The sequence below is a fragment of the Streptomyces sp. NPDC006207 genome, assembly GCF_040613835.1.
In the GTDB taxonomy this organism is placed as follows: Bacteria; Actinomycetota; Actinomycetes; order Streptomycetales; family Streptomycetaceae; genus Actinacidiphila.
In genome coordinates this window covers 42,024-60,843 of sequence record NZ_JBEXSX010000044.1, presented here as the reverse complement: position 1 = coordinate 60,843, position 18,820 = coordinate 42,024, and the positions used below count along the sequence as shown (strand labels likewise).

Annotated in this window: 15 protein-coding genes and 3 pseudogenes; 12 read left to right on the top strand and 6 right to left on the bottom strand. The window is 65.1% G+C overall.

The annotated features are described in order from the left end of the window. Window positions 1-13 precede the first annotated feature (13 nt). From ABZ312_RS29910 to ABZ312_RS29895, 4 genes and pseudogenes are all read left to right on the top strand, one after another. A complete protein-coding gene (locus ABZ312_RS29910) occupies window positions 14-613 on the top strand; it encodes a TetR/AcrR family transcriptional regulator (protein WP_500328720.1) in 600 nt (199 codons plus the stop codon). 82 nt (window positions 614-695) lie between these two features. After that, a complete protein-coding gene (locus ABZ312_RS29905) occupies window positions 696-1,814 on the top strand; it encodes an IS630 family transposase (protein ID WP_500439150.1) in 1,119 nt (372 codons plus the stop codon). Between the two features lie 31 nt (window positions 1,815-1,845). Continuing rightward, window positions 1,846-2,865 (top strand): S66 peptidase family protein, encoded by a 1,020-nt coding sequence (locus ABZ312_RS29900; RefSeq protein ID WP_500439144.1) that lies wholly within the window; start codon window positions 1,846-1,848, stop codon window positions 2,863-2,865. 390 nt (window positions 2,866-3,255) lie between these two features. Further along, window positions 3,256-3,878 (top strand): annotated as a pseudogene (locus ABZ312_RS29895) (transposase); the annotation flags it as partial. Here the strand turns inward: ABZ312_RS29895 and ABZ312_RS29890 are convergent. Next, window positions 3,873-4,415: pseudogene (locus ABZ312_RS29890) on the bottom strand (winged helix-turn-helix domain-containing protein); the annotation flags it as partial. The pseudogenes ABZ312_RS29895 and ABZ312_RS29890 sit on opposite strands and share 6 nt — an antisense overlap. A 178-nt stretch (window positions 4,416-4,593) precedes the next feature. Between ABZ312_RS29890 and ABZ312_RS29885 the strand changes: the two are divergent. Together ABZ312_RS29885 and ABZ312_RS29880 are read left to right on the top strand one after the other, a co-directional pair. Further along, complete coding sequence (locus ABZ312_RS29885) at window positions 4,594-5,604, top strand: helix-turn-helix domain-containing protein (RefSeq protein WP_500356402.1); 1,011 nt, start codon at window positions 4,594-4,596, stop codon at window positions 5,602-5,604. Window positions 5,605-5,751: 147 nt separating this feature from the next. Further along, a complete protein-coding gene (locus ABZ312_RS29880) occupies window positions 5,752-6,156 on the top strand; it encodes a hypothetical protein (RefSeq protein WP_500356404.1) in 405 nt (134 codons plus the stop codon). A gap of 83 nt (window positions 6,157-6,239) precedes the next feature. On the opposite strand, the gene ABZ312_RS29875 is transcribed toward ABZ312_RS29880, so the two are convergent. Continuing rightward, window positions 6,240-6,686, bottom strand: coding sequence for a hypothetical protein (locus ABZ312_RS29875; RefSeq protein ID WP_500439143.1), 447 nt, complete (start codon window positions 6,684-6,686; stop codon window positions 6,240-6,242). Then, window positions 6,683-7,886 (bottom strand): annotated as a pseudogene (locus tag ABZ312_RS29870) (IS256 family transposase). The gene ABZ312_RS29875 and the pseudogene ABZ312_RS29870 overlap by 4 nt, the downstream one beginning before the upstream one ends. Before the next feature lie 511 nt (window positions 7,887-8,397). Here ABZ312_RS29870 and ABZ312_RS29865 point away from each other — a divergent pair. Beyond that, on the top strand, window positions 8,398-8,796 hold the full coding sequence (locus ABZ312_RS29865) for a nuclear transport factor 2 family protein (RefSeq protein ID WP_500356407.1): 399 nt from the start codon (window positions 8,398-8,400) through the stop codon (window positions 8,794-8,796). A gap of 936 nt (window positions 8,797-9,732) precedes the next feature. Here ABZ312_RS29865 and ABZ312_RS29860 read toward each other — a convergent pair. Continuing rightward, window positions 9,733-10,335, bottom strand: coding sequence for a TetR/AcrR family transcriptional regulator (locus ABZ312_RS29860; RefSeq protein ID WP_467714927.1), 603 nt, complete (start codon window positions 10,333-10,335; stop codon window positions 9,733-9,735). 396 nt (window positions 10,336-10,731) lie between these two features. On the opposite strand from ABZ312_RS29860, the gene ABZ312_RS29855 reads away from it, so the two are divergent. Continuing rightward, window positions 10,732-11,607 carry a pyridoxamine 5'-phosphate oxidase family protein gene (locus ABZ312_RS29855; protein ID WP_500356408.1) on the top strand — a complete coding sequence of 292 codons (876 nt, stop codon included), beginning with the start codon at window positions 10,732-10,734 and terminating at the stop codon, window positions 11,605-11,607. Between the two features lie 92 nt (window positions 11,608-11,699). Here ABZ312_RS29855 and ABZ312_RS29850 read toward each other — a convergent pair whose 3' ends face one another. Further along, window positions 11,700-13,925, bottom strand: coding sequence for an ATP-binding SpoIIE family protein phosphatase (locus ABZ312_RS29850; RefSeq protein ID WP_500439142.1), 2,226 nt, complete (start codon window positions 13,923-13,925; stop codon window positions 11,700-11,702). 351 nt (window positions 13,926-14,276) lie between these two features. Here ABZ312_RS29850 and ABZ312_RS29845 point away from each other — a divergent pair, with 351 nt between their 5' ends. The 3 genes from ABZ312_RS29845 to ABZ312_RS29835 all read left to right on the top strand — a co-directional run bounded on the left by ABZ312_RS29845 (window position 14,277) and on the right by ABZ312_RS29835 (window position 16,954). Next, window positions 14,277-15,143, top strand: a complete 867-nt coding sequence (locus ABZ312_RS29845) for an alpha/beta fold hydrolase (protein WP_500328729.1) — start codon at window positions 14,277-14,279, stop codon at window positions 15,141-15,143. A 219-nt stretch (window positions 15,144-15,362) separates the two neighbouring features. After that, window positions 15,363-16,022 (top strand): MOSC domain-containing protein, encoded by a 660-nt coding sequence (locus ABZ312_RS29840; protein ID WP_500439141.1) that lies wholly within the window; start codon window positions 15,363-15,365, stop codon window positions 16,020-16,022. Further along, window positions 15,956-16,954: a 2Fe-2S iron-sulfur cluster-binding protein gene (locus ABZ312_RS29835; protein WP_500439140.1), complete on the top strand. Its 999-nt coding sequence runs from the start codon at window positions 15,956-15,958 to the stop codon at window positions 16,952-16,954. The genes ABZ312_RS29840 and ABZ312_RS29835 overlap by 67 nt, the downstream gene beginning before the upstream one ends. 8 nt (window positions 16,955-16,962) lie before the next feature. On the opposite strand, the gene ABZ312_RS29830 is transcribed toward ABZ312_RS29835, so the two are convergent. Continuing rightward, window positions 16,963-17,457 carry a winged helix-turn-helix transcriptional regulator gene (locus ABZ312_RS29830; RefSeq protein WP_500356414.1) on the bottom strand — a complete coding sequence of 165 codons (495 nt, stop codon included), beginning with the start codon at window positions 17,455-17,457 and terminating at the stop codon, window positions 16,963-16,965. A 104-nt stretch (window positions 17,458-17,561) separates the two neighbouring features. Here ABZ312_RS29830 and ABZ312_RS29825 point away from each other — a divergent pair, with 104 nt between their 5' ends. Next, entirely contained in the window at window positions 17,562-18,626 is a 1,065-nt protein-coding gene (locus tag ABZ312_RS29825; RefSeq protein ID WP_500328732.1) for a Glu/Leu/Phe/Val dehydrogenase dimerization domain-containing protein, read from the top strand. Window positions 18,627-18,820: the final 194 nt, after the last annotated feature.

Genomic DNA, 18,820 nt, shown 5'->3' with positions numbered 1-18,820 from the left:
AGGGAGCACGGAAGTGACCACGGACTCGAGCGCACCGGCGCGTCGTATTCGGCTGACGCCCGAACGGGAGCAGGAGCTATACGACGCGGTGATCGACTTGCTGCGCGAGGTGGGATACGACGCGCTGACGATGGACACGGTCGCCGTCCGCACCCGCTCCAGCAAAGCAACCCTCTACCGTCAATGGAGGAGCAAGCCACAACTGGTTGCGACGGCGCTCAGGCGCGGTAAGACAGTCCACGTCGAGAACGTCGACACCGGTTCGCTCCGCAGCGACTTGCACGAGCTCGCCGATCGCATCGGCGACGGCTCGGCCGTGGATATCCCACTGATCCGGGGTTTGGCCCACGCCTTCGCCATTAATCCCGACCTCGCTGAGGCGATGCGCCAGCACCTGATCGAGCCCAAGCTCACCGCGGTGCGGCAACTGATGGGGCGAGCCGCCAACCGCGAGGAGATAGAAGCCGACGTGCCTGCAGCCGACTTCATGCCGCACATGATGCTCGGCGCCGTGATCACCCGACGTCTGCTGGAGGACGTAGAGGTCGACGCCGCCTTCATGCACCGCTACATCGACGCGGTGGTGCTGTCGGCGCTCGGCATCAGTCGCTAGTGCTCTGACCGGGAAGGTTCGCCGGGTTGGTGTTGGTGGCGGTTGGATGTGCGGTGACGTCCGTCCGATCGTTGGGGGTGTGGTGGCAGAACCTGTCCGGGTGCGCAGGTTGACCGACCAGGAGGGGCAGAAGCTGCAGCAGATCGTGCGCCGGGGCAGCACCAGTTCGGTGCGCAACCGGCGCGCAATGATGCTGCTGGCCTCAGCAGGTGGAAACCGGGTGCCAGTGATCGCACAGCTGGTGCAGGCCGACGAGGACACCGTCCGGGACGTGATCCACCGGTTCAACGAGATCGGCCTGGCCTGTCTGAACCCTCGTTGGGCGGGAGGCCGTCCCCGCCTGCTCAGTCCTGACGACGAGGACTTCGTCGTCCAGACGGCCACCACCCGCCCGACCAAGCTCGGCCAGCCCTTCACCCGGTGGTCCATCCGCAAACTCGCCGTCTACCTGCGGAAAGTCCACGGTCGCGTGATCCGCATCGGACGCGAGGCGTTACGTTGCCTGCTCGCTCGCCGCGGCATCACCTTCCAGCGCACCAAGACCTGGAAGGAGTCCCCCGACCCCGAGCGCGACGCCAAGCTCGACCGCATCGAGCACGTCCTGGAGCGCTTCCCCGACCGGATCTTTGCGTTCGACGAGTTCGGCCCGCTCGGCATCCGCCCCATCGCCGGGGCGTCCTGGGCCGAGCAAGGACACCCGGAGCGGCACCCCGCGACCTACCACCGCACCCACGGCGTCCGCTACTTCCACGGCTGCTACTCCGTCGGCGACGACACCCTGTGGGGCGTCAACCGCCGCAAGAAGGGCGCCGCGAACACCCTGGCCGCGCTGAAATCGATCCGCAGGGCCCGACTGGATGGCGCCCCGATCTACGTCATCCTTGACAACCTCTCCGCCCACAAGGGCGAGCGGATCCGGCGCTGGGCGAAGAAGCACCGAGTCGAGCTGTGCTTTATCCCGACCTACGCGTCCTGGGCCAACCCGATCGAGGCCCACTTCGGGCCGCTGCGGCAGTTCACCGTCGCCAACTCCAACCACCGCAACCACACCGCGCAGACCCGCGCCCTGCACGCCTACGTGCGCTGGCGCAACGCCAACGCCCGCCACCCCGACGTCCTGGTCGCCCAACGGAAGGAGCGCGCTCGCATCCGTAGCGAGAAGGGCCTGCGCTGGGGCGGACGACCGGCGAAAGTCGCGTGACCCTACCAATGGCACCGGCGAAACTGACGCCATGACTGGTTCTGCACTGCCTCAACTGCTTCGACCGCATCCCCTGAGGCCCGGAGATCTCGTTGTCATCGCATCGCTGTCCGGTCCGCTTCCAGCCGCTTACGAGCCCAACGTCGAGCAGACGATGGTTGTGCTTGAGCGGATGGGATTCCGCGTGCGTCGGGCTCCGCTACTCGAAGTAGGACGCCGCCATTGGTGGAGCGCGGCCACGCCGGCGGACATCGCCGGGGAGCTCAATGGTCTTCTGCGTGATCCTGAGGTGCGCGCGATCGTCGCGAGTGACGGCGGCCAGACGGCGCTCGGCTACCTTGACCTGATCGACGTCGAGGCGATCAGGGCCGACCCCAAGCCGATCCTCGGCTACAGCGACATCTCGCTGCTGCACCTGGTGCTCTATGCGCGCACGGGTCTGGTCGGGTTCCACGCCGACATGGCCGTCCCTGGCTTCGGCGGACACTGGCAGTCTGCGCCCGTGGCGCGCCAAGCGGAACTTGAGAAGCTCTACTCCAGGTTGCTGACCGGTACCGAGGCGATCGGTGCGCTGCCTGCGAGCTCGTCGTGGGAGTGCTGGCGTCCTGGTCGTGTCGAAGGTCGGCTGATCGGCGGGGTGATCAATCGCATCGTGCTGGCGCAGGCGACGCGTTTCGCGCTGCCGCTCGAATGGTTCGACGGTGCGGTGCTCTTCTGGGAGGAGATGGGCGGGCTGGCATCGTACGTGTGGAGCTATCTGCAGGTGCTGCGACACTGCGGCATCCTCGATCGGATCTCCGGCATGGTCGTGGGCGTTCCGCGCGAGATCAGTGGACTCGAGCCCGGCGCGTCCCCTACCCTGCCCGAGATCGTCCTCGACGTCCTCGGCGACCGTGACATCCCGGTCCTGGGCAACGTCGACTTCGGGCATGCCGGCCCGAATCTACCGATGCCGGTCGGCATCCGCGTCGGCCTCGATGCGCAGCAGCGGACGTTGTCGCTGCTCGAACCGGCGGTAGGGCCGCACGCGATGACGGGACCGGTCGGCTGAGCATCACGGATCAGCGAGCCGACGGCCCCCGGCAGCACCTCCTGGGGCCAACTCACGTTTTGGTGACCGCCACCCTGAGTCGCTTGTTCGGCCTGTAGGAGGGGCCATGAACACCTGGTGGCTCGTGTTGATCTAGAAGCTCAGCTCCTGACGTCAGAGATCACCAACCCGGTGAACGTATGCGGTCACAGCACTAGCTACTTGCCCCTGACGAAGTCTGGCCTTCCTCCAGGCACCCGTTCGGGCCTTTGGCTTCGGCGATGCCCAAACGTTGAGGCAGTGGTAGCGGCCGTCGGTAGGCGAACTCCTCGCGGCTGGGTTCGCGCTGACCAAGTGCCGTGGAGTCCTTTTAGAAGTCATCTCAATTGGCTGGTTCGGTAGTCTGCGGGCGTGGGGATCGTTGAGCGGCTGGTGCCGGATGAGTTGCGGGCCTTGTTTCAACGGGTGGTGCCGCCTGCGCCGACCAGGCCGCAAGGCGGTGGCCGGCGACGGAACGGGGATCGGGAGGTTCTGGCGGCCATCGTGTTCGTGGCGACGTCGGGCTGCACGTGGCAGCAGTTGCCGGCGCCGTCGTTCGGGCCGTTGAGAGCGACTGCGCATCGCCGGTTCACGGAGTGGACGAAGGCCCGGGTGTGGGCGAAGTTGCACCGCCTGGTGCTCGACGAGCTCGGCTCGCGCGGCGAGCTGGATTGGAGCCGGTGCGCGATCGAATCACTGAAGGCTCCGGTCTGCCCATCTCTATCGGGATCTCGGGAGCGAACACGCATGACAGCCAGGCCCTGATTCCCCTGATCCGCGGCGTACCGCCGATCCGCTCCCGCCGCGGACCGCGCCGGCGCAAGCCCTCCAAGCTCTACGCGGACAAAGCGTACGACTACGCTCACGTGCGACGATGGTTACGGCAACGAGGCATCACCCACCGCATCGCCCGCAGGGGCATCGAGTCATCAGCACGCCTAGGTCGGCATCGCTGGAAGATCGAACGAACCGTGGCCTGGCTCGTCGGATGGCGTCATCGCGAACCCGGCTTCGTCCTCAAAGGGTCCAGGCCCCGAGCGCCGCCGCGGTGCTTCCACAGGGGCCAGACCTCCTTCTTCCACAGCTCCACGGCGCCCTTCGTCCCGTTGCAGCGCCCTCCGGGCCGGGCTCTGCCATGACCAGCCGTGCCGTTGCAGCAGCCGCCACACCCCGGCCACCGACAGGGAGATCCGGAACCTGCGGTCGATCACCGTCTGGACCCCGGCCAGGATCCACCGCTGGTCTTCCCAGCCGTGCGCGGCCGGCCCCCTGCCCAGCTCCTCCTCCAGGACGGTGAACTGCTGGGCGGACAGCTTCGGTGCCTTCGCCGGGCCGGCCGACCGCAGACCCTCGATGCCGCCCGCACGCCAGGTCCGACGCGACCGCTCCGCCGGCCGCTCGCTGACCCGTAACTCCTTCGCGATCGCGGCGGTCTTCTCACCGCGGGCGAATCGCCCTGCGGCCTCAAGCCGGACCTGTTCACGAAACGCCCGCCGCTCAGCGGTTGGGCCCCCACCCTGTGCATACCGCATGGCAACGGCATACCGCAGGGATCATCACCCGTCACTACCCGACGCCCACACGAAAACCTCAGTAACGGAAGACATGCTTAAAGTTTAGCAAAGCCATTAAGAATGGATCATTTGCCGCAGTACGGTAGGTATCTGCCGTCCAATGCAGGCTCCGCGACCGGTTCAGGAGGAAGCCCGCATGGCAGATCAACTTGACGTAGCGTCGCTGGCTCCCGGCGATCGAGCGAATGCGATCCGTGAACTCTCGGGGTCCGTCGTCAACGGCCGCGCAGAGGTGGACCTTCCGTCGGACCCGAATCGCCAGCGGGCTTACGCGACCACCAGCGCATTGGGGTCGGTGAAAGTCTCGGAGATCGGCTGGAACGTGACCCGCATCCGGCGCACTGATGCCCCGGTGGACGGGGACATGGTGCCGCAGATTCTCGTCTCCATCCGGGAAGCGGGGGTTTCCCAGTTCCACCAGGCGGGCAGACACGGACTGATAAAGGCCGGGGATCTCATGGTGCTCGACAATGCGAAGCCCTACGAGGTTTTGTTCCACGGCCCAGTACGTGGAGTTCTAGTGAGCGTTCCCACGCACATCCTGGGGCTGCGGCCGTCCCTGCTCGATCAGATCACGGCTGGTCGACTCAGTTCGGAGCAACCGGCCGTGGGCGCCACAGCAGCGTTCTTCACCCGACTGGCTCGTCATCGGGGCGCTGCCGGTAAATCCGATACCGCCCTGTTCACGGAGCCCAGTGTCGACCTGATCAGGGCCGTGGTCACCATGGTCCTGCACGGGGACGACCTGGCCAGAACGCTCCTGAACAGCACACTTCTTGAGCGTGTTCAGGAATACGTGCGCCTCCATTTGGCAGACCCCGATCTGACTGCCGAGCGTATCGCAGCCGAGCACGACGTTTCCGTACGCTGGCTCTACCTGACCCTGTCCCGAGCGGGAATCACCCTTGGTGAATGGATCAGGACGCAGCGCCTCGAGGAATGCAGGAGGGAACTGGCGTCGCCAGTGCATCAGTTCATCACGATCGAGGCCATCGCCCACCGGTGGGGGTTCGCCAGCGCACCCCACTTCAGTCGCGTCTTCAAGACGGCGTACGGCGTGAGCCCCCGCGACTTTCGGTTGGGTCAGAGTGGGCTTTCACCGGAGACAAAACATCCCAGGCAGAGCACTTTGGACGGACCACCCTGACCGTTCCGGGCCCACCTGGAAGGCGACACCGGAGCCGCCTCGCGCCCCGCTCGGAACGTTCGACTGTGAGCGGGGCAGACGACAGGGCCCCCGCCGGCCGACCACATGAGATCCGCCCCCGATGAACGCGACAGCATCCAGACCGCGATGGACCGCATCCTGGGCGGCCGACCGGAACACTCCAACGGGGCGCTGACCATCGTCGCGCTCGCGGCGGAGACACAGGTGCCCCGCAACGCGCTCACCCAGCGCCATCCGGATCGGAAGAACGCCTTCTACGACCAGGTCCGCGCCCGCGACCAGACGCCGGACAGCGAGAAGCGGCTGCGCCAGCAGGTCCGCAAGCTCAAAGAGTTGTGGGCCGCCGAAGCCGCGGAAATTGCCCAGCTGAAGACCGACGTCGAGGCGCTGGTCGGCGCCCTGCACCAGTCGATGACGGAGAACCGTCTGCTGCGCCAGCAGCTCGCCGACCGCACCGGCGTCCTCCGCACGCTGCCCACGCAATCCCGCATCGGAGACACCACACACCCGCTGCCGTCCGACCTCATGTGATCGTCTACTTCCGCAATCTCACCCGGGGCCGCCTTCACCTACCTCACCGCGTGGATGGTCCGCCCCCCCTTGCCCGGGGCAGGTCACCAGCCGGTGATGCGGGGCCAGCGCGCATGGATCACCGGGGCGGGCTCCGTGCCCTTGCTGCTGTCGACGACGTGGTAGCCGTGGTGCTGGGCGGCGGTGGCGCAGGCGTGGTTGGGCAGGATGCGCAGCCGGGTGCCGACCGGCAGGTCGGGCAGGTCGGTGCCGTCGCGGGCGGTGAGGGTGCCATGTTCCTGGCTCGCGGCCGTCATGACCAGGTTCGGGATGAGGTGGCCGGCCATGTCGGTGACCAGACCGTAGCCCTGGTCCTGGGCCTGGGCGGCGGTGCCGCGGTCGCGGGACATGGCCATCGTCTGGTCCGGATCGCTGAGCACGCCGCTGACCAGGTCGACCTCGTCCGCATCGGCGACGTGCTGCAGCTCGTCGAGGTAGGCCACGAAACGGAAGTGTTCGTCCGGATTCTGCAGGATGTCGCGGACGGTCATGCGGCTTGTTCCTCTCGCTCGACCAGGACTCCGCTCTCGAACCGTGCGCCGGCGCGGACCAGGGGCACCAGGTGGGCGCCGCTGATCGCGCGCCATCTCGCCTGGCTGGACTCGGCCAGCTTGAACACCATCGCGAGCGCGGCCGCCGGGCTGCCCGCGCCTCGGGTGACCTTGGTTCGGAGCTTGACAGTGGAGAAAGTCGACTCAATCGGGTTCGTGGTCCGTAGGTGGATCCAGTGCTCGGCCGGGAAGTCGTAGAAGGCCAGGAGCTCGTCCCGGTTCTCGGTGATCTTCGCGACGGCCTTCGGGAGCTTGGCACCGTAGGTCTTCGCGAACGCCTCGATCGCCTTCTCGGCGTGGCCGAGGTCCTCCGCGTTGTAGATCTCCTGCATCGCCTTCGTCGACCCGGGCTGTGCTGACTTGGGCAGGCAGTTGGTGACATTGCGCGTTTTGTGAACCCGGCACCTCTGCGGCCGGGCGGTCGGGAAGACCTCGGCGAGCGCCCGCCAAATGCCCATCGCGCCGTCGCCGACCACCAGCTCGGGGTCGCGCATGCCCCTGCGGCGGCAGTCGCGCAGCAGGTCGGCCCACGACTCGGTGGACTCCCGCAGGCCCTCGGCCAGGGCGATCAGCTCCTTCGTGCCATCGAGACGGACGCCGATCAGGACCAGGACGCACGAGTGGGCCTGGCCGAGGCGAACGAACGGGTCCCGGTCCTGGAAGGCGGCGTGGTCGTCGCTCCACTGCTTGGTCAGCCGGGTGACGGTGGCCAGGGACAGGCCGGCGGTACCGCCGAGGAACTGCTCCAGCGCGGGGACAAAATCCCCGGAGGACAGTCCGTGCAGGTAGAGCAGTGGCAGCACCTCGGAGACCTTCGGCGGCTTGCGGCACCACGGCGCGAGGATCTTCGAGGAGAACCGCTTGCGCTCGCCCGTCGCGTCGTCGACGCGGCGGTCGTTCCCCCGCGGGGCCTGACCTCGACGGGACCTGCGGCGGTGACCACGGTTCGGGGCCGGTGGTGGCCGTTCGGACCACCAGGCGGTGCCCGCGCTCGTCAGTCTCGGCAACCAACTCGGCTATGTACTGGTTGACCTCTGCCTCCAGCGCGGCAGCCAGCATCCGGCGAGCGCCCTCGCGCACGATCTCATCGATCAGGGAACCGGACTGGGTAGAGCCGTCTTCGGTGACTACGCTGAGCACGTGCCTTGCCGACCCGCGCTGCAACGCGGGCCTACTCGGAGACCTTACGGATCATTCGGGAAGGTACGCCCTCTGCATGCCCCCCCGGAACCGAAACGATCCACAAGTTCTGAGCATTGCTCGCGACATCCCACCGAGATCATCAATAGTCCGCCCGGATTCGGCTCGGCAGGTTGTGACGAACGTCGCTTCCAGTGCCATGCGTGCGCCTGCTAGATGACCCGCCCCCGAGTGGGAGTGCCCCCTTGCGCTGGGACGGCCGCGAACTGGCCCTGGTACTTGCCGATCGCCTTGCGGGAGGGGTGCGGGTGAGAACGGCGTCGACAGTTTTTGACTCTACGGTCCACATCTGCTCTACTGCATGTGCGAAGTGCACGGGTTTCCCCCGAAAGCTATCGAGATTTCTTGTTTCGCACACAAAAAGCCAGGCCCGCAGTGACCCGGTCATTCGTGCATCAACCTCTCGTCCTGAACTGAGACTGCATGTCTCCTGCTCTGGAAGGTATTGATCATGACAACACGTGAGATTGTGGAGAAGTTCTTCGGGCTGCTGGCCACCGGGGACCCGGATGCAGTCACTGAGGTATTCGCGGAAGAAATCGACTGGTACGTTCCCGGATCTTCTTCGCTGCCCTGGACGGGGCATCGTCACAGGGGAAGCGACGTGGCGGACTATATGCGAACCCTCGTGGCAAACATCGTTCCTGAGAGGAACGTCGACCAGGTGGAAGCACTTCTCGTCGACGGCGACCATGCGGTCATGCTGGGCCGGTTCACGCGCGTCGCCAAGAGCACGGGGCGCATCTACGAGATGCCCATAGCCATGCACTTTCAGGTAGCCGGTGACAAGATCGTCAAGATGTATCTTTACGAGGACACGCTTAAGGTGTCCGAGGCCTACGCGAACTGACGAGGTCGAAGGGGAGTTGTCCACACCTGCTTTTCACCGCGCGCCCAGGGGGCGTAAAATGGGGGGAATTCCACGTAATGGAACGCACCCACACCGGCCTCATCCCCTCCGACAAGACTGGCTGGACGACTCCGGCCGATATAAGTGACCGTTGAGGACCGGCACGCCCCTTATGTCGCTAGATTGTCCGTCCATGGACGGTATGGCGAATCTGGGTATGCGCCGCCTACCTGTCCGCATGGCCCGAGTCCGGATTCGGCAGCACCTGCGGAAGATTGGTCTTTAGCCCAAGAGCACTGGGGCGCGGCGCCAAAGCGTGACCCACAAGGCCGCCCGACGCCTCTCGGAAAACCGAGGCGGTCGCATACGTCGACAGTGGCACTCCACCGAGTTCCCGCCGAAGACAGCTGCATCATGGCCTCTTGGAATCGGACCTCCCGGTCCAGCCGACGATCGTTCGGGAGTACTTGTCCACGGCGAACGCGATGTGGATGGTTCAGCGACCCACCGCTCGCTCGGACGGGACACGGCGTCGAGGCAGTTCAGGGTCCTCTTATGGCCGTCGTTGTGGATGGTGGTGCGCATGCACCAACCGCGGCGAGTGGCGTCCAGACCGAGGTCGCGCATCAGCCGCGCGACCGGTGGCGGGCTACCGGTATGCCGGCACGTTCAGATGCCGCCAGACCTTGCGGACCCGGTAGACGCTGAAGTTGCCGGCGTGCATGCGGCTGATCTGCGCTATGAGTTCGACGTCCAGGACCGACCGACTGTTTGCAGAAAGCGGACCTTGTCAGGGCGGGGTCCTGATCATGTGCGGCCCCACAGGTGTGCGCAGGGGGATGGGCGGTCGGTCCCCAGCGATGCTCTTTCAGGGCGAGGGCACGGGGTGCGTTCGTGTCCGGAGACCCAGTCTGGTAGCAGGGCTCAGGGACGACCTCATCCGGTCTCCTGGCGTCCGCCCGGCAGCTGGTTCAGCGCGGCTCGGCCGATCTGCAGAAGCGCCGAGGCGTCCATGTTGGTCTTCGCGAGAAATTCAATGCCCTGCAGGGCTGCCAGGAGTAGCCGGCCCAACTCTTGCGGGTCAGCGCTCGCGTCGACCGCCCCTTCTTTTTGTGCCTCCTTCACGCAGGCGACCAGGAGGTCTTCAACGCGTTGGTACGTTGCCCGGGCCAGGGCGGCGACGTCGGATTCTTGCCCATGAAGCTCAGAGGTGCTGTTGACCATGAAACAGCCTCGGCGTTGCGCATCGGCTGCGTAGCCGTTGGCCACGCCTTCGAAGAGTCGAGTGAGGCATTCCATGGCAGTGCCAGGACCGGTGAGTGTCTGCTCAACGTCACGCAGTTGCTCGCTGCAGTAAGTGTTCAACAGGTTCAGGAAGAGTTGACGTTTGTCCCCGAACGCTCCGTACAGGCTGCCCTTGCCCAGGCCTGTGGCGGCAACCAAGTCCTCGAGCGTTGTGGCAGCGTAACCGCGGTTCCAAAATTGCTCACGTGCCGAATCCAGGACCTGGGTCTCATCGAAGCTTCTAGGGCGTGCCATATCGCCACCCTATCAGTTCTTGACTCTTTGTTCCATATCTTCACTTTGAGTGGCTGTCTCGTCGCATGCTGCCTCCGTCCAAGTCTCTCGCGGAGACCTTGCGGGTCGCGACGCGTCGCCGTGATTGGGATCGACTTCTGACGGATGTCAGCCTTGCACCCGCGGCGCTCTGCACCCCCCCCCAGGCCCACACCCCGCGTGGGAGCGCCCGCAACGGCTCCACGTGCCACGGCTTTATAGGCCGTCTTCTATCGCGGGCTGTTTGCCGTTGCCATATCCTGAAACGGGGGCAGAATTTCTGCCCGCACAGTTCCGCGACGGGTTTGTAAACCATCGACGCCAGGTGCGCTTATGACTGGTCATCAGCAAGATCCAGCGTCTTACCATGCAGGCGAGTTGGCCGCTCAGACCCGGGCCGGGGTCCGTCTGGAGGCCAACCGTATCCGGCCGATGATCGGGCGCGCTCTTCCCTTGGGAGCATCGGATTTTCTGGCGCGTCAAAGGATGCTCATCATTGGTGGATCGGATCAGTCGGGACGGGTGTGGGCTTCCGCCCTCTACGGTGAGCCAGGATTCATCCGTGTTCGGGATCCAAATACACTCGAAATAGCTGCCGTACCCGTGGATGTTGATCCGCTTGCCGAAGCACTTCGCACTGGCACTCGACTGGGGACACTGTCCATCGATTTCGCCAGACGGCGCAGGCTGCGTGTCAACGGCCGTGTGACACCACTTCCCGACGGCCTGCTGCTTTCTGTCGACCAGGCATACGGCAACTGCCCCCAGTACATTCAAAGCCGGACGGCGGAGTCCGCGCCAAGGGCCGGCGATCGACTCGCGTCGAGAAGTACCGACCTCGGCGGTCCGCAACAGAAGATGATTGCTATAGCCGACACGTTCTTCGTCGCGTCACTCTCGACCGATGGCGATGCCGATGTGTCTCATCGAGGAGGGAACCCAGGATTCGTCCGGGTGGTCACATCGAACCACCTCATCTGGCCCGACTATCACGGCAACAACATGCTGATGACTCTCGGCAACATCGTGGAGAACCCGGCCGCCGGACTCTTGTTCGTCGATTGGCAGTCCGCCACATCGCTCCAACTGACAGGCGCAGCGCGAATAAACTGGGATCCCCAGGACGACGAGGCGTTCCCTGAAGCAAATAGAGTTGTGGAGTTCGAAAGCAACCAGGTAGTTCAGATAGAGCATCATTCCGACGGTCTGACATGGTCTGTGCCTGGCTTCTCGCGTTTCAATCCTCCGGTTTGACGGTGTGCGTGTGCATGGGAGCGCTAGATTCTGGCCGCGCCCGCAATATCTCTCGTTCCACCCGCTTAGGCGTCTTTCTGTAGGCGTTGAAACTACTTGGTGCCGGTGAATGAAAGATCAATCCAAACCGTCTTTCCTCGGCCGTGGGGGGATGTTCCCCAGTCGGAGGAGAGATTTTCTACTATGCCGAGTCCCCGGCCGTGTTCCGCGACAGAGTTCTCTTCCTCGCTCTCGATGAATGATGTGGGAACAGGGGGCCTTGCGTTCGTGTCTTGAACTTCTATGTGAATCCGATCTGGGTATCCTCGCAATCGCAGTTCCACGTCACTGTCCGCATGAATCAGGCCGTTTGTTATGACTTCAGAGACGATCACTTCGGCGTCGCCGACGATGTCGGATCGATCTCGGTCGAGGAGATAGTTCCTTACGAATTTCCGGGCTGACTTGACGCTCCGGATGTCACGCTTTCGGATCGACATGCGGGCCACCCTGCTGAATTCTCCGTGAGTGTCTCCCCCCTCATACAGTGCCAGCAGGAGAGCGAGGTCATCAATATTCCGTCTGCCGTTCGTGACATGTGAGACCATGAGGTCTGTCAACGCGTGCAGTGAGTGATGATCAGCGGTTCCGGCGGCCTCAAGGAGAGTGCGGGCGTCGGAGACGGGATCTACGTCGAAGAGAATGCCGTCCGTGTACAGCATCAAAAGGGTGCCCGGACGTATAGTGACCTCGGTGCTGCTGTAGGCGTAACCGGACGTTACGGCGAGCGGGATGTTGGCACGTGTTGGGGGGACCACGACTCCTGCATCGGGACACCGGAGGACCGGAGGGGGATGGCCGGCGAGTGCGATCTCGCAGACGTCGCTTCCGGGGTCGACGCGCACAAAGCAGCACGTGGCGTACAGATCCGTATCCAGTTCGGCCAGCAGGTCACTGGCGCGCGCCAATACGTCAGTGGGCCGGTGCCCTTCGGCAGCGTAGGCACGGCAACCGCTACGCAACTGTCCCATGATTGCGGCGCTGTTGACGTTGTGTCCTTCTACGTCCCCGACGATCAGGCCGACCTGGCTCCCGGGCAGGGGGACCACGTCGTACCAGTCACCGCCCAGGCCGGTGCCGGCCGACTCAGCGGGTAGGTAGCGCGCGGCTAGCGTGACCTCCGGAAAATCTGGGAGGGTGCGCGGCAGGAGTTTCTGCTGAAGGACATCTGCAAGGGCGTGCTTACGTTCGTGAAGGTGGGCCCGTTCGACAGCCGTGGCGAGCTGTGCCGCCATCATCATGAGGACGGCCTGCTCCTCTGCTTTGATGCGGCGTGGAGTCCCGAAGGCGAGGAGAAGGAACCCTTTCAGACCGCCACTGGCGTTGAAGGGCACAATGGCGGCCGCTGCCGAATCACTCATGAGAGCGCAGGAGTATTGCGCGAGTGTTTTAGTATCAGGAATAAAGATGGGTGCCCTCGTCCGCAGAGTGTCGGAGCCCGTGAAAGCATCTTCGATGCTGGAGCCATGTATCTCGCGTGCCGCGGCCGCGGCCTCATGGCGACCGACGATTCGGACCCTCCCCTCCTGAACTATCGCCACCAGAAATGCGTGGGCGCGGAACGGAACCATGATGCGGTCGCGGGTTGCTCGCATCACATCGTCCAGCTGGAATGCTTCGTTGAAGGCGGCTGAAAGTTTGTGTACTTGGTACATCATCGAGAGCGCAGAGGACCCGGGCGCGTCATTGAGTCCCCAGGGATTCTCGGTGGCGTCGTGACGCGGCGGTGGGTTGGAGAGCACCGGAATGATGATGGGAGTTTGCATGAACGATGCGCCAAGGTCTTCAGGCTGGCAGTCGACCAGCTCTGAACTCAGCCGTCGGCCTAGTTCTTCCATCCGCTCGAGCACCCACAGTCGATCGCTGGGAAAGGCTGGCGCCCACTGGCCGGTGAGTACTCCGTACGTCTCCCCGGCATCTGTCAGTGGTACAGAGACGACATAATGCGGGTAAGGCATGAGAGGCGGAGAGTCCCTGTCACTGTATTCGGAAGAGCAGGGATCGGGGCGAGACACGACACGTGCCGTGCGATACGCGACGGCAGGTGAGCTGTCACTGTCGTAGGAAACCCACTCGGGCACGGTGAAGACGCTGGGCGGTGCTCCTCCCACCACTGCCGAGAAAAGCTGGGAGCGTTTTGACTGCGCGAGGTAGACGACCCCATGGAAAGCGCCGAGTTCATTCACCAGGAACTGGAAGGCCTCAACCAGTAGCAGGCTCCTGCCGGTGGGGCCTCCGGATGCCGCCGCATTGGGGCGGCTGTCACCGAACCGCTGCATGCTGCCAGATTTCCACACTTGGTGAGACGCTGCGTCCGCTGCGGGTGATCTCGTGTCGCGGATCGGCCAGGCCGAAGACGAAGGCGCCGTCCGCGCCACCGCGGACGCGATGCCCTCGGCGGCCTGACCTGGGCACTTCACCACCGCGCGGCGATGGGGGCTGCCCTCCTTCCCAGTGGCCCGTCCTCAAAGTCGGGTCTAGCGTTTGAAGGGAACACAACCTGGAGCGTTGTTCCCGCTCCGTCCACCGTCAAAGGGGACGAAGCCTGCGGTTTCTTCGACGTTGTGTTGTCACGTCGAACTGCCGCTTGACTCCCTTCACAGACTCGGGTGCTTCCTCGGAGGGCCAGAATGCTCCCTACCCACCACCGCACCGCAACAGTCGACGGCCAGCAGGTCTTCTATCGCGAGGCGGGTCCCGCCGATGCGCCGGTCGTCTTGCTCCTGCATGGCTTTCCGAGCAGCTCCCACATGTTCCGTCATCTCATCCCTGCGCTTGCCGACAACTACCATGTGATAGCCCCGGATCACATCGGCTACGGCCAGTCCTCCATGCCAAAGGTCGACGATTTCGAGTACACCTTCGACAACCTCGCGACGGTCACCGGCGGACTGCTCGACAGTCTGGGAATCAGCCGTTTCTCGATTTACGTCCACGACTATGGCGCTCCCATCGGGTGGCGGCTGGCGCTCAATCCCGCGTACGACGTCACCGCGATCATCTCGCAGAGCGGCAACGCCTACATGGAAGGGTTCGCCAAGCCCTTCTGGGACGACCTGTTCGCGTACGCCACGGCCCCCGGAGCAGACACCGAGCCTGGCGCACGAGCCAAGTTCAGTGCCGAGACGACCCGTTGGCAGTACGAGAACGGCGCTTCGGACAAGAGCCTCGTCAGCCCGGACAACTGGTTGCACGATCAGACTCTGCTGGACCGGCCCGGCAACGACGAGGTCCAGCTTGCGCTCTTCCGGAACTACCCGACCAACATCGACGGCTACCCCCAGCTGCAGGAATACTTCCGCACGAGCCAGGTGCCGCTGCTTGCGGTCTGGGGCGAAAGAGACGAGATCTTCGGGCCGGACGGTGCACGGGCGTTCACCCGCGATCTGCCGGACGCCGAAGTCCACCTGCTGCCGGCCGGGCACTTCGCTCTGGAGACGCACCTGGACACCATCAGCGGCTACATCCACGGATTCCTCGGCCGCGTCCTCAGCTGAGGTGCAAGCCGGATCAGGTCCCCGCGTGGGAGGGCCGTGCGGTGGTCGCGACCTTGATCGCAGTCAACGTCGGAACCTCAGGACGTCCCCTGGCACGGCAAGACCGTCTACACGGGGGTCTACAAGCAGACCGTATCCGGACCCCGGATGGTGAGGAGACTCAACATCGATGGGGACGGCCAGGGCGACTTGGGTGGCCACGGCGGGGAGCAGCGGGCAGTGGTCTACCAGATGGACTCTTACCGGTTCTGGGCCGGGCGGTTGGGGCGGGATGATCTGAAGCCGGGCAGTTTCGGTGAGAACTTCACGGTGGACGGGCTCCCGGACAGTGAGGTGTGCATCGGCGACCGGTACCGCATCGGTGAGGCGCTGTTCGAGGTCACCCAGCCGCGTGTGACGTGCTACCGGGTGGGTCTGCGCATGGGAGAGCCTCAGATGGCGGCCTTGCTGGTTTCCCACCGCCGGCCGGGGTTCTATCTGCGGGTCCTCGAGGAAGGTGAGGTGGAGGCTGGTCAGGAGATCGTCACGGTTTCCACCGGCCCGGAAGCCATGACCGTCGAGGACATCGACGCGGTTCTCTACCTCCCGGGGCACACACGCACCCAAGTAGAACGGGCCCTGCGTGTCCCGGCCCTGAGCCCAGGCTGGCAGGCATCGATGCGCACCCTCCTGGAACAGGCCGATGGAGACAAGGCCGCATCCTCGGGCAGCGCCGGCCTCACGGCCGCGGCCGGCGCTCCGCCCCCTGCATGGACCGGCTTCCGTTCCCTGACAGTCACGGGCATCCAGCCCGAAAGCCAGAGCTGGTCTCCGTGTCCCTGGCTTCCGCCGATGGTGCCGCGCTGCCGCCCAATCTGCCGGGGCAGTTCCTCACCGTGAAGGTACGGATCGAAGGTGATGCCTCGCCGTTGATCCGGAGCTACTCCCTGTCCGGTGAACCTGGGACGGGCACATACCGGATCAGCGTGAAGGTCGAGCCGCATGGCGCGGCCAGTAACCATTTGCGGACTCACCTCAGGCCCGGTGACATCCTCGACGTCGCCGCACCTCGCGGTACGTTCTGCCTGTCCGATGGTGAGACCCCTGTGGTGCTGCTGTCGGCCGGGGTGGGAGTGACTCCGGTGCTCGCCATGCTGCATTCTCTGGTTCGCAGCCGCTCGGGCCGCCAGGTGTGGTGGCTGCACGCAGCCCGGAACGGCACTGAGCACCCCTTCGCCATGGAGGTCCGTGAGCTCCTTGCGGAGCTGGGAGACGCCCGGTCGATCGTCTATTACAGCAAGCCGGGCGTTGCGGACCGCGAGGGCGGCGACTACACGCAGGCCGGCCGGCTCTCGGCTGATCGGATTCTCGGTCTGGGTCTCCCGGCCGATGCCGATGCCTACATCTGCGGACCGGTGCCGTTCATGGACAGCATGAGCGCCGCTCTTGTCGAAGCCGGCCTGGACGCTTCCCGCGTGCACACCGAGATATTCAGCGGCGGTCCGTCTCTCACTCCCGGGCTCAAAGACGCATCGGGCACTCGCGCTCCTCACCTGCCTCCCGGAACGCCGGGCGCCGGCCCTTCTGTGTCGTTCGCCCGCAGTGGCCTGTCGGTCCCCTTCAACGACGAGCAGGACTCGCTGCTGGAACTGGCCGAGGCGTGTGACGTCCCGGTTCAGTGGTCGTGTCGCACCGGTGTCTGCCACACCTGCGAGCTTGCCTTGATGTCCGGTTCAGTTGACTACGCGCCCGATCCGGTCGAACCGCCGGCGGACGGCAACATCCTCATCTGCTGCTCCAAGCCCGCCCAGGACATCGTCTTGGATCTTTAGCATCTGCGTCATTCGGATGCCGCGGCCTGCGCTACCCCAGGGGCCGCCACGACCTCGAGGTCGCTGGGGGACAGTGCGTGTCCGTCAGCGCAGGAGAGCGCCACGTGCACAGGAGCGTCGCAATGCCTGTGCCGCAGGCGAACCGGTCCACCGTCGGCCGTGGCGTGGCGGTCTCCCCATTCCATCAGCGCGAAGTAGGCGGTCATGAGGTCCTCGCCCGGCCCGGTCAGCTCATAGCGGTCGCGTGTCCGCTGTCCCGCCGTCTGGTAGGGGGTACGCCGTAGTAGCCCGACCTCGACGAGCTCCTTCAGGCGCTTGGCCGCTGCGGGTTCACTCAGCGGGGTGTGACGGACGAAGTCGTTGAAGTAGGTCGTGCCGTAGAAGGCCTCGCGCAGTACGAACAGATTCGACGGCGTCCCGAGTACGTCCAGGGCCCGGGCAGCCGAGCAGCGGTGGTCACTCCAGCTGTCCCGGTCGGTCAGCGATCCAGTAAGTGCGGACATCACAGGCATCCCGTCTATCGAAGCACCAGACTTATGCTAGCTTAAGCCAGCCCTGACTTACGTACTGCTAAGTCAGCTTGTGATTTCCATCTGGAGGCCTGAGCATGTCGTCGTTCGCGCTGGAGACCACGCTCGACCACGAGGAGGTGGCGGTCCGGCAGGGCCGCCGGACCAGCCTGCCGATCATCATCGCCATCCACTCCACCCGCCTCGGGCCCGCCGTCGGTGGCATGCGGGTCGCCCGGTACGCCTCCCCTGTCGAGGCCCTGGTGGACTGCCTGCGCCTGAGCCGGGGGATGACGTACAAGGCAGCCGCCGTCCGCAACGGCACAGGCGGCGGCAAGAGCGTCGTCCCGTTGCTGCCCGGAGGTCCGCAGCATCTGGACGGCAGTTTGCGCGAAGCCCTGCTGCTCGATGTAGCCGAACTGGTGCACGACCTCGGTGGCGCCTACTTCGTCGCTCCTGACGTCGGCACCAGCTCTGCCGACATCCAGCTGATGCGACGCAGAACCCCCTACGTCGGCGGCTACACCTCCATGGAGGACGGTCTGGGTACCACCACCTTCGGCACTGCGGCCGGCGTCGAGCACGCGATGAACGCGGCGGCCGAGCACCTGTGGGGAGTCCCGCAACTTCGGGGGCGCGAGGTGGTGGTGATCGGATTCGGCGGGGTGGGGCACGAACTCACCAAACGCCTGATTGCACAAGGCGCCCGAGTGCGAGCCACCGACACGGACCCCGAGCGCCGCCGGGTCGTCGAGGAGACCGGAGCGCAGTGGGTCGACCTCGAAGGTGCTTACACCCTGGAGACCGACATCCTGGCGCCGTGCGCCCTGGGCGGCGTGCTGACCTCCCAGCTCGTCGGATCCCTGCGCTGCCGTGCGGTCGTCGGCTCGGCCAACAACCAACTGGCACACGATGGCGTCGCAGAGGAGCTGACAAAGGCGGGAATCACCTGGGCCCCGGACTTCGTGGCCAATGCGGGCGGAGTCATGTACGCGTCCGGCCTGGAACTCCACCAACTCACCCCGGCGCAGTCCCTGCATCGGCTCGCATCCATTGGAACCACCACTGCACAAGTCCTCCGAGAGAGTGCGAACGACGCGACAACCCCCCTAGCTGTCGCCAACCGCATCGCGGAAGCTGCCCTGGCCGCCGCAGGCAGCTGATCGAAGAGTCAAGGCAACCGGTCCGCGACAGGCCGTTGCCGTCGAACCTCCCCTGGGAGCCGATTTCTGGGCGGCCACGATCGCCAGCCCGGCAGGCCACCGGGCGGCCACTTGCGGCAATCGAGTGGTGCAGTCCGCCGGCCTTGCCGCGCCGTCGCACTCGAAGAGAGCGAGTGCGCATGGATCGGCCGGCC

Excerpts from the sequence above, each read along its gene's own strand:
- ABZ312_RS29875 (WP_500439143.1), bottom strand. The coding sequence starts at position 6,686 with ATGACCGTCCGCGACATCCTGCAGAATCCGGACGAACACTTCCGTTTC.
- ABZ312_RS29885 (WP_500356402.1), top strand. The coding sequence starts at position 4,594 with ATGGCAGATCAACTTGACGTAGCGTCGCTGGCTCCCGGCGATCGAGCG.
- ABZ312_RS29860 (WP_467714927.1), bottom strand. The coding sequence starts at position 10,335 with ATGGCACGCCCTAGAAGCTTCGATGAGACCCAGGTCCTGGATTCGGCA.
- ABZ312_RS29830 (WP_500356414.1), bottom strand. The coding sequence starts at position 17,457 with ATGTCCGCACTTACTGGATCGCTGACCGACCGGGACAGCTGGAGTGAC.
- ABZ312_RS29825 (WP_500328732.1), top strand. The coding sequence starts at position 17,562 with ATGTCGTCGTTCGCGCTGGAGACCACGCTCGACCACGAGGAGGTGGCG.
- ABZ312_RS29865 (WP_500356407.1), top strand. The coding sequence starts at position 8,398 with ATGACAACACGTGAGATTGTGGAGAAGTTCTTCGGGCTGCTGGCCACC.
- ABZ312_RS29880 (WP_500356404.1), top strand. The coding sequence starts at position 5,752 with ATGGACCGCATCCTGGGCGGCCGACCGGAACACTCCAACGGGGCGCTG.
- ABZ312_RS29850 (WP_500439142.1), bottom strand. The coding sequence starts at position 13,925 with ATGCAGCGGTTCGGTGACAGCCGCCCCAATGCGGCGGCATCCGGAGGC.
- ABZ312_RS29845 (WP_500328729.1), top strand. The coding sequence starts at position 14,277 with ATGCTCCCTACCCACCACCGCACCGCAACAGTCGACGGCCAGCAGGTC.
- ABZ312_RS29900 (WP_500439144.1), top strand. The coding sequence starts at position 1,846 with ATGACTGGTTCTGCACTGCCTCAACTGCTTCGACCGCATCCCCTGAGG.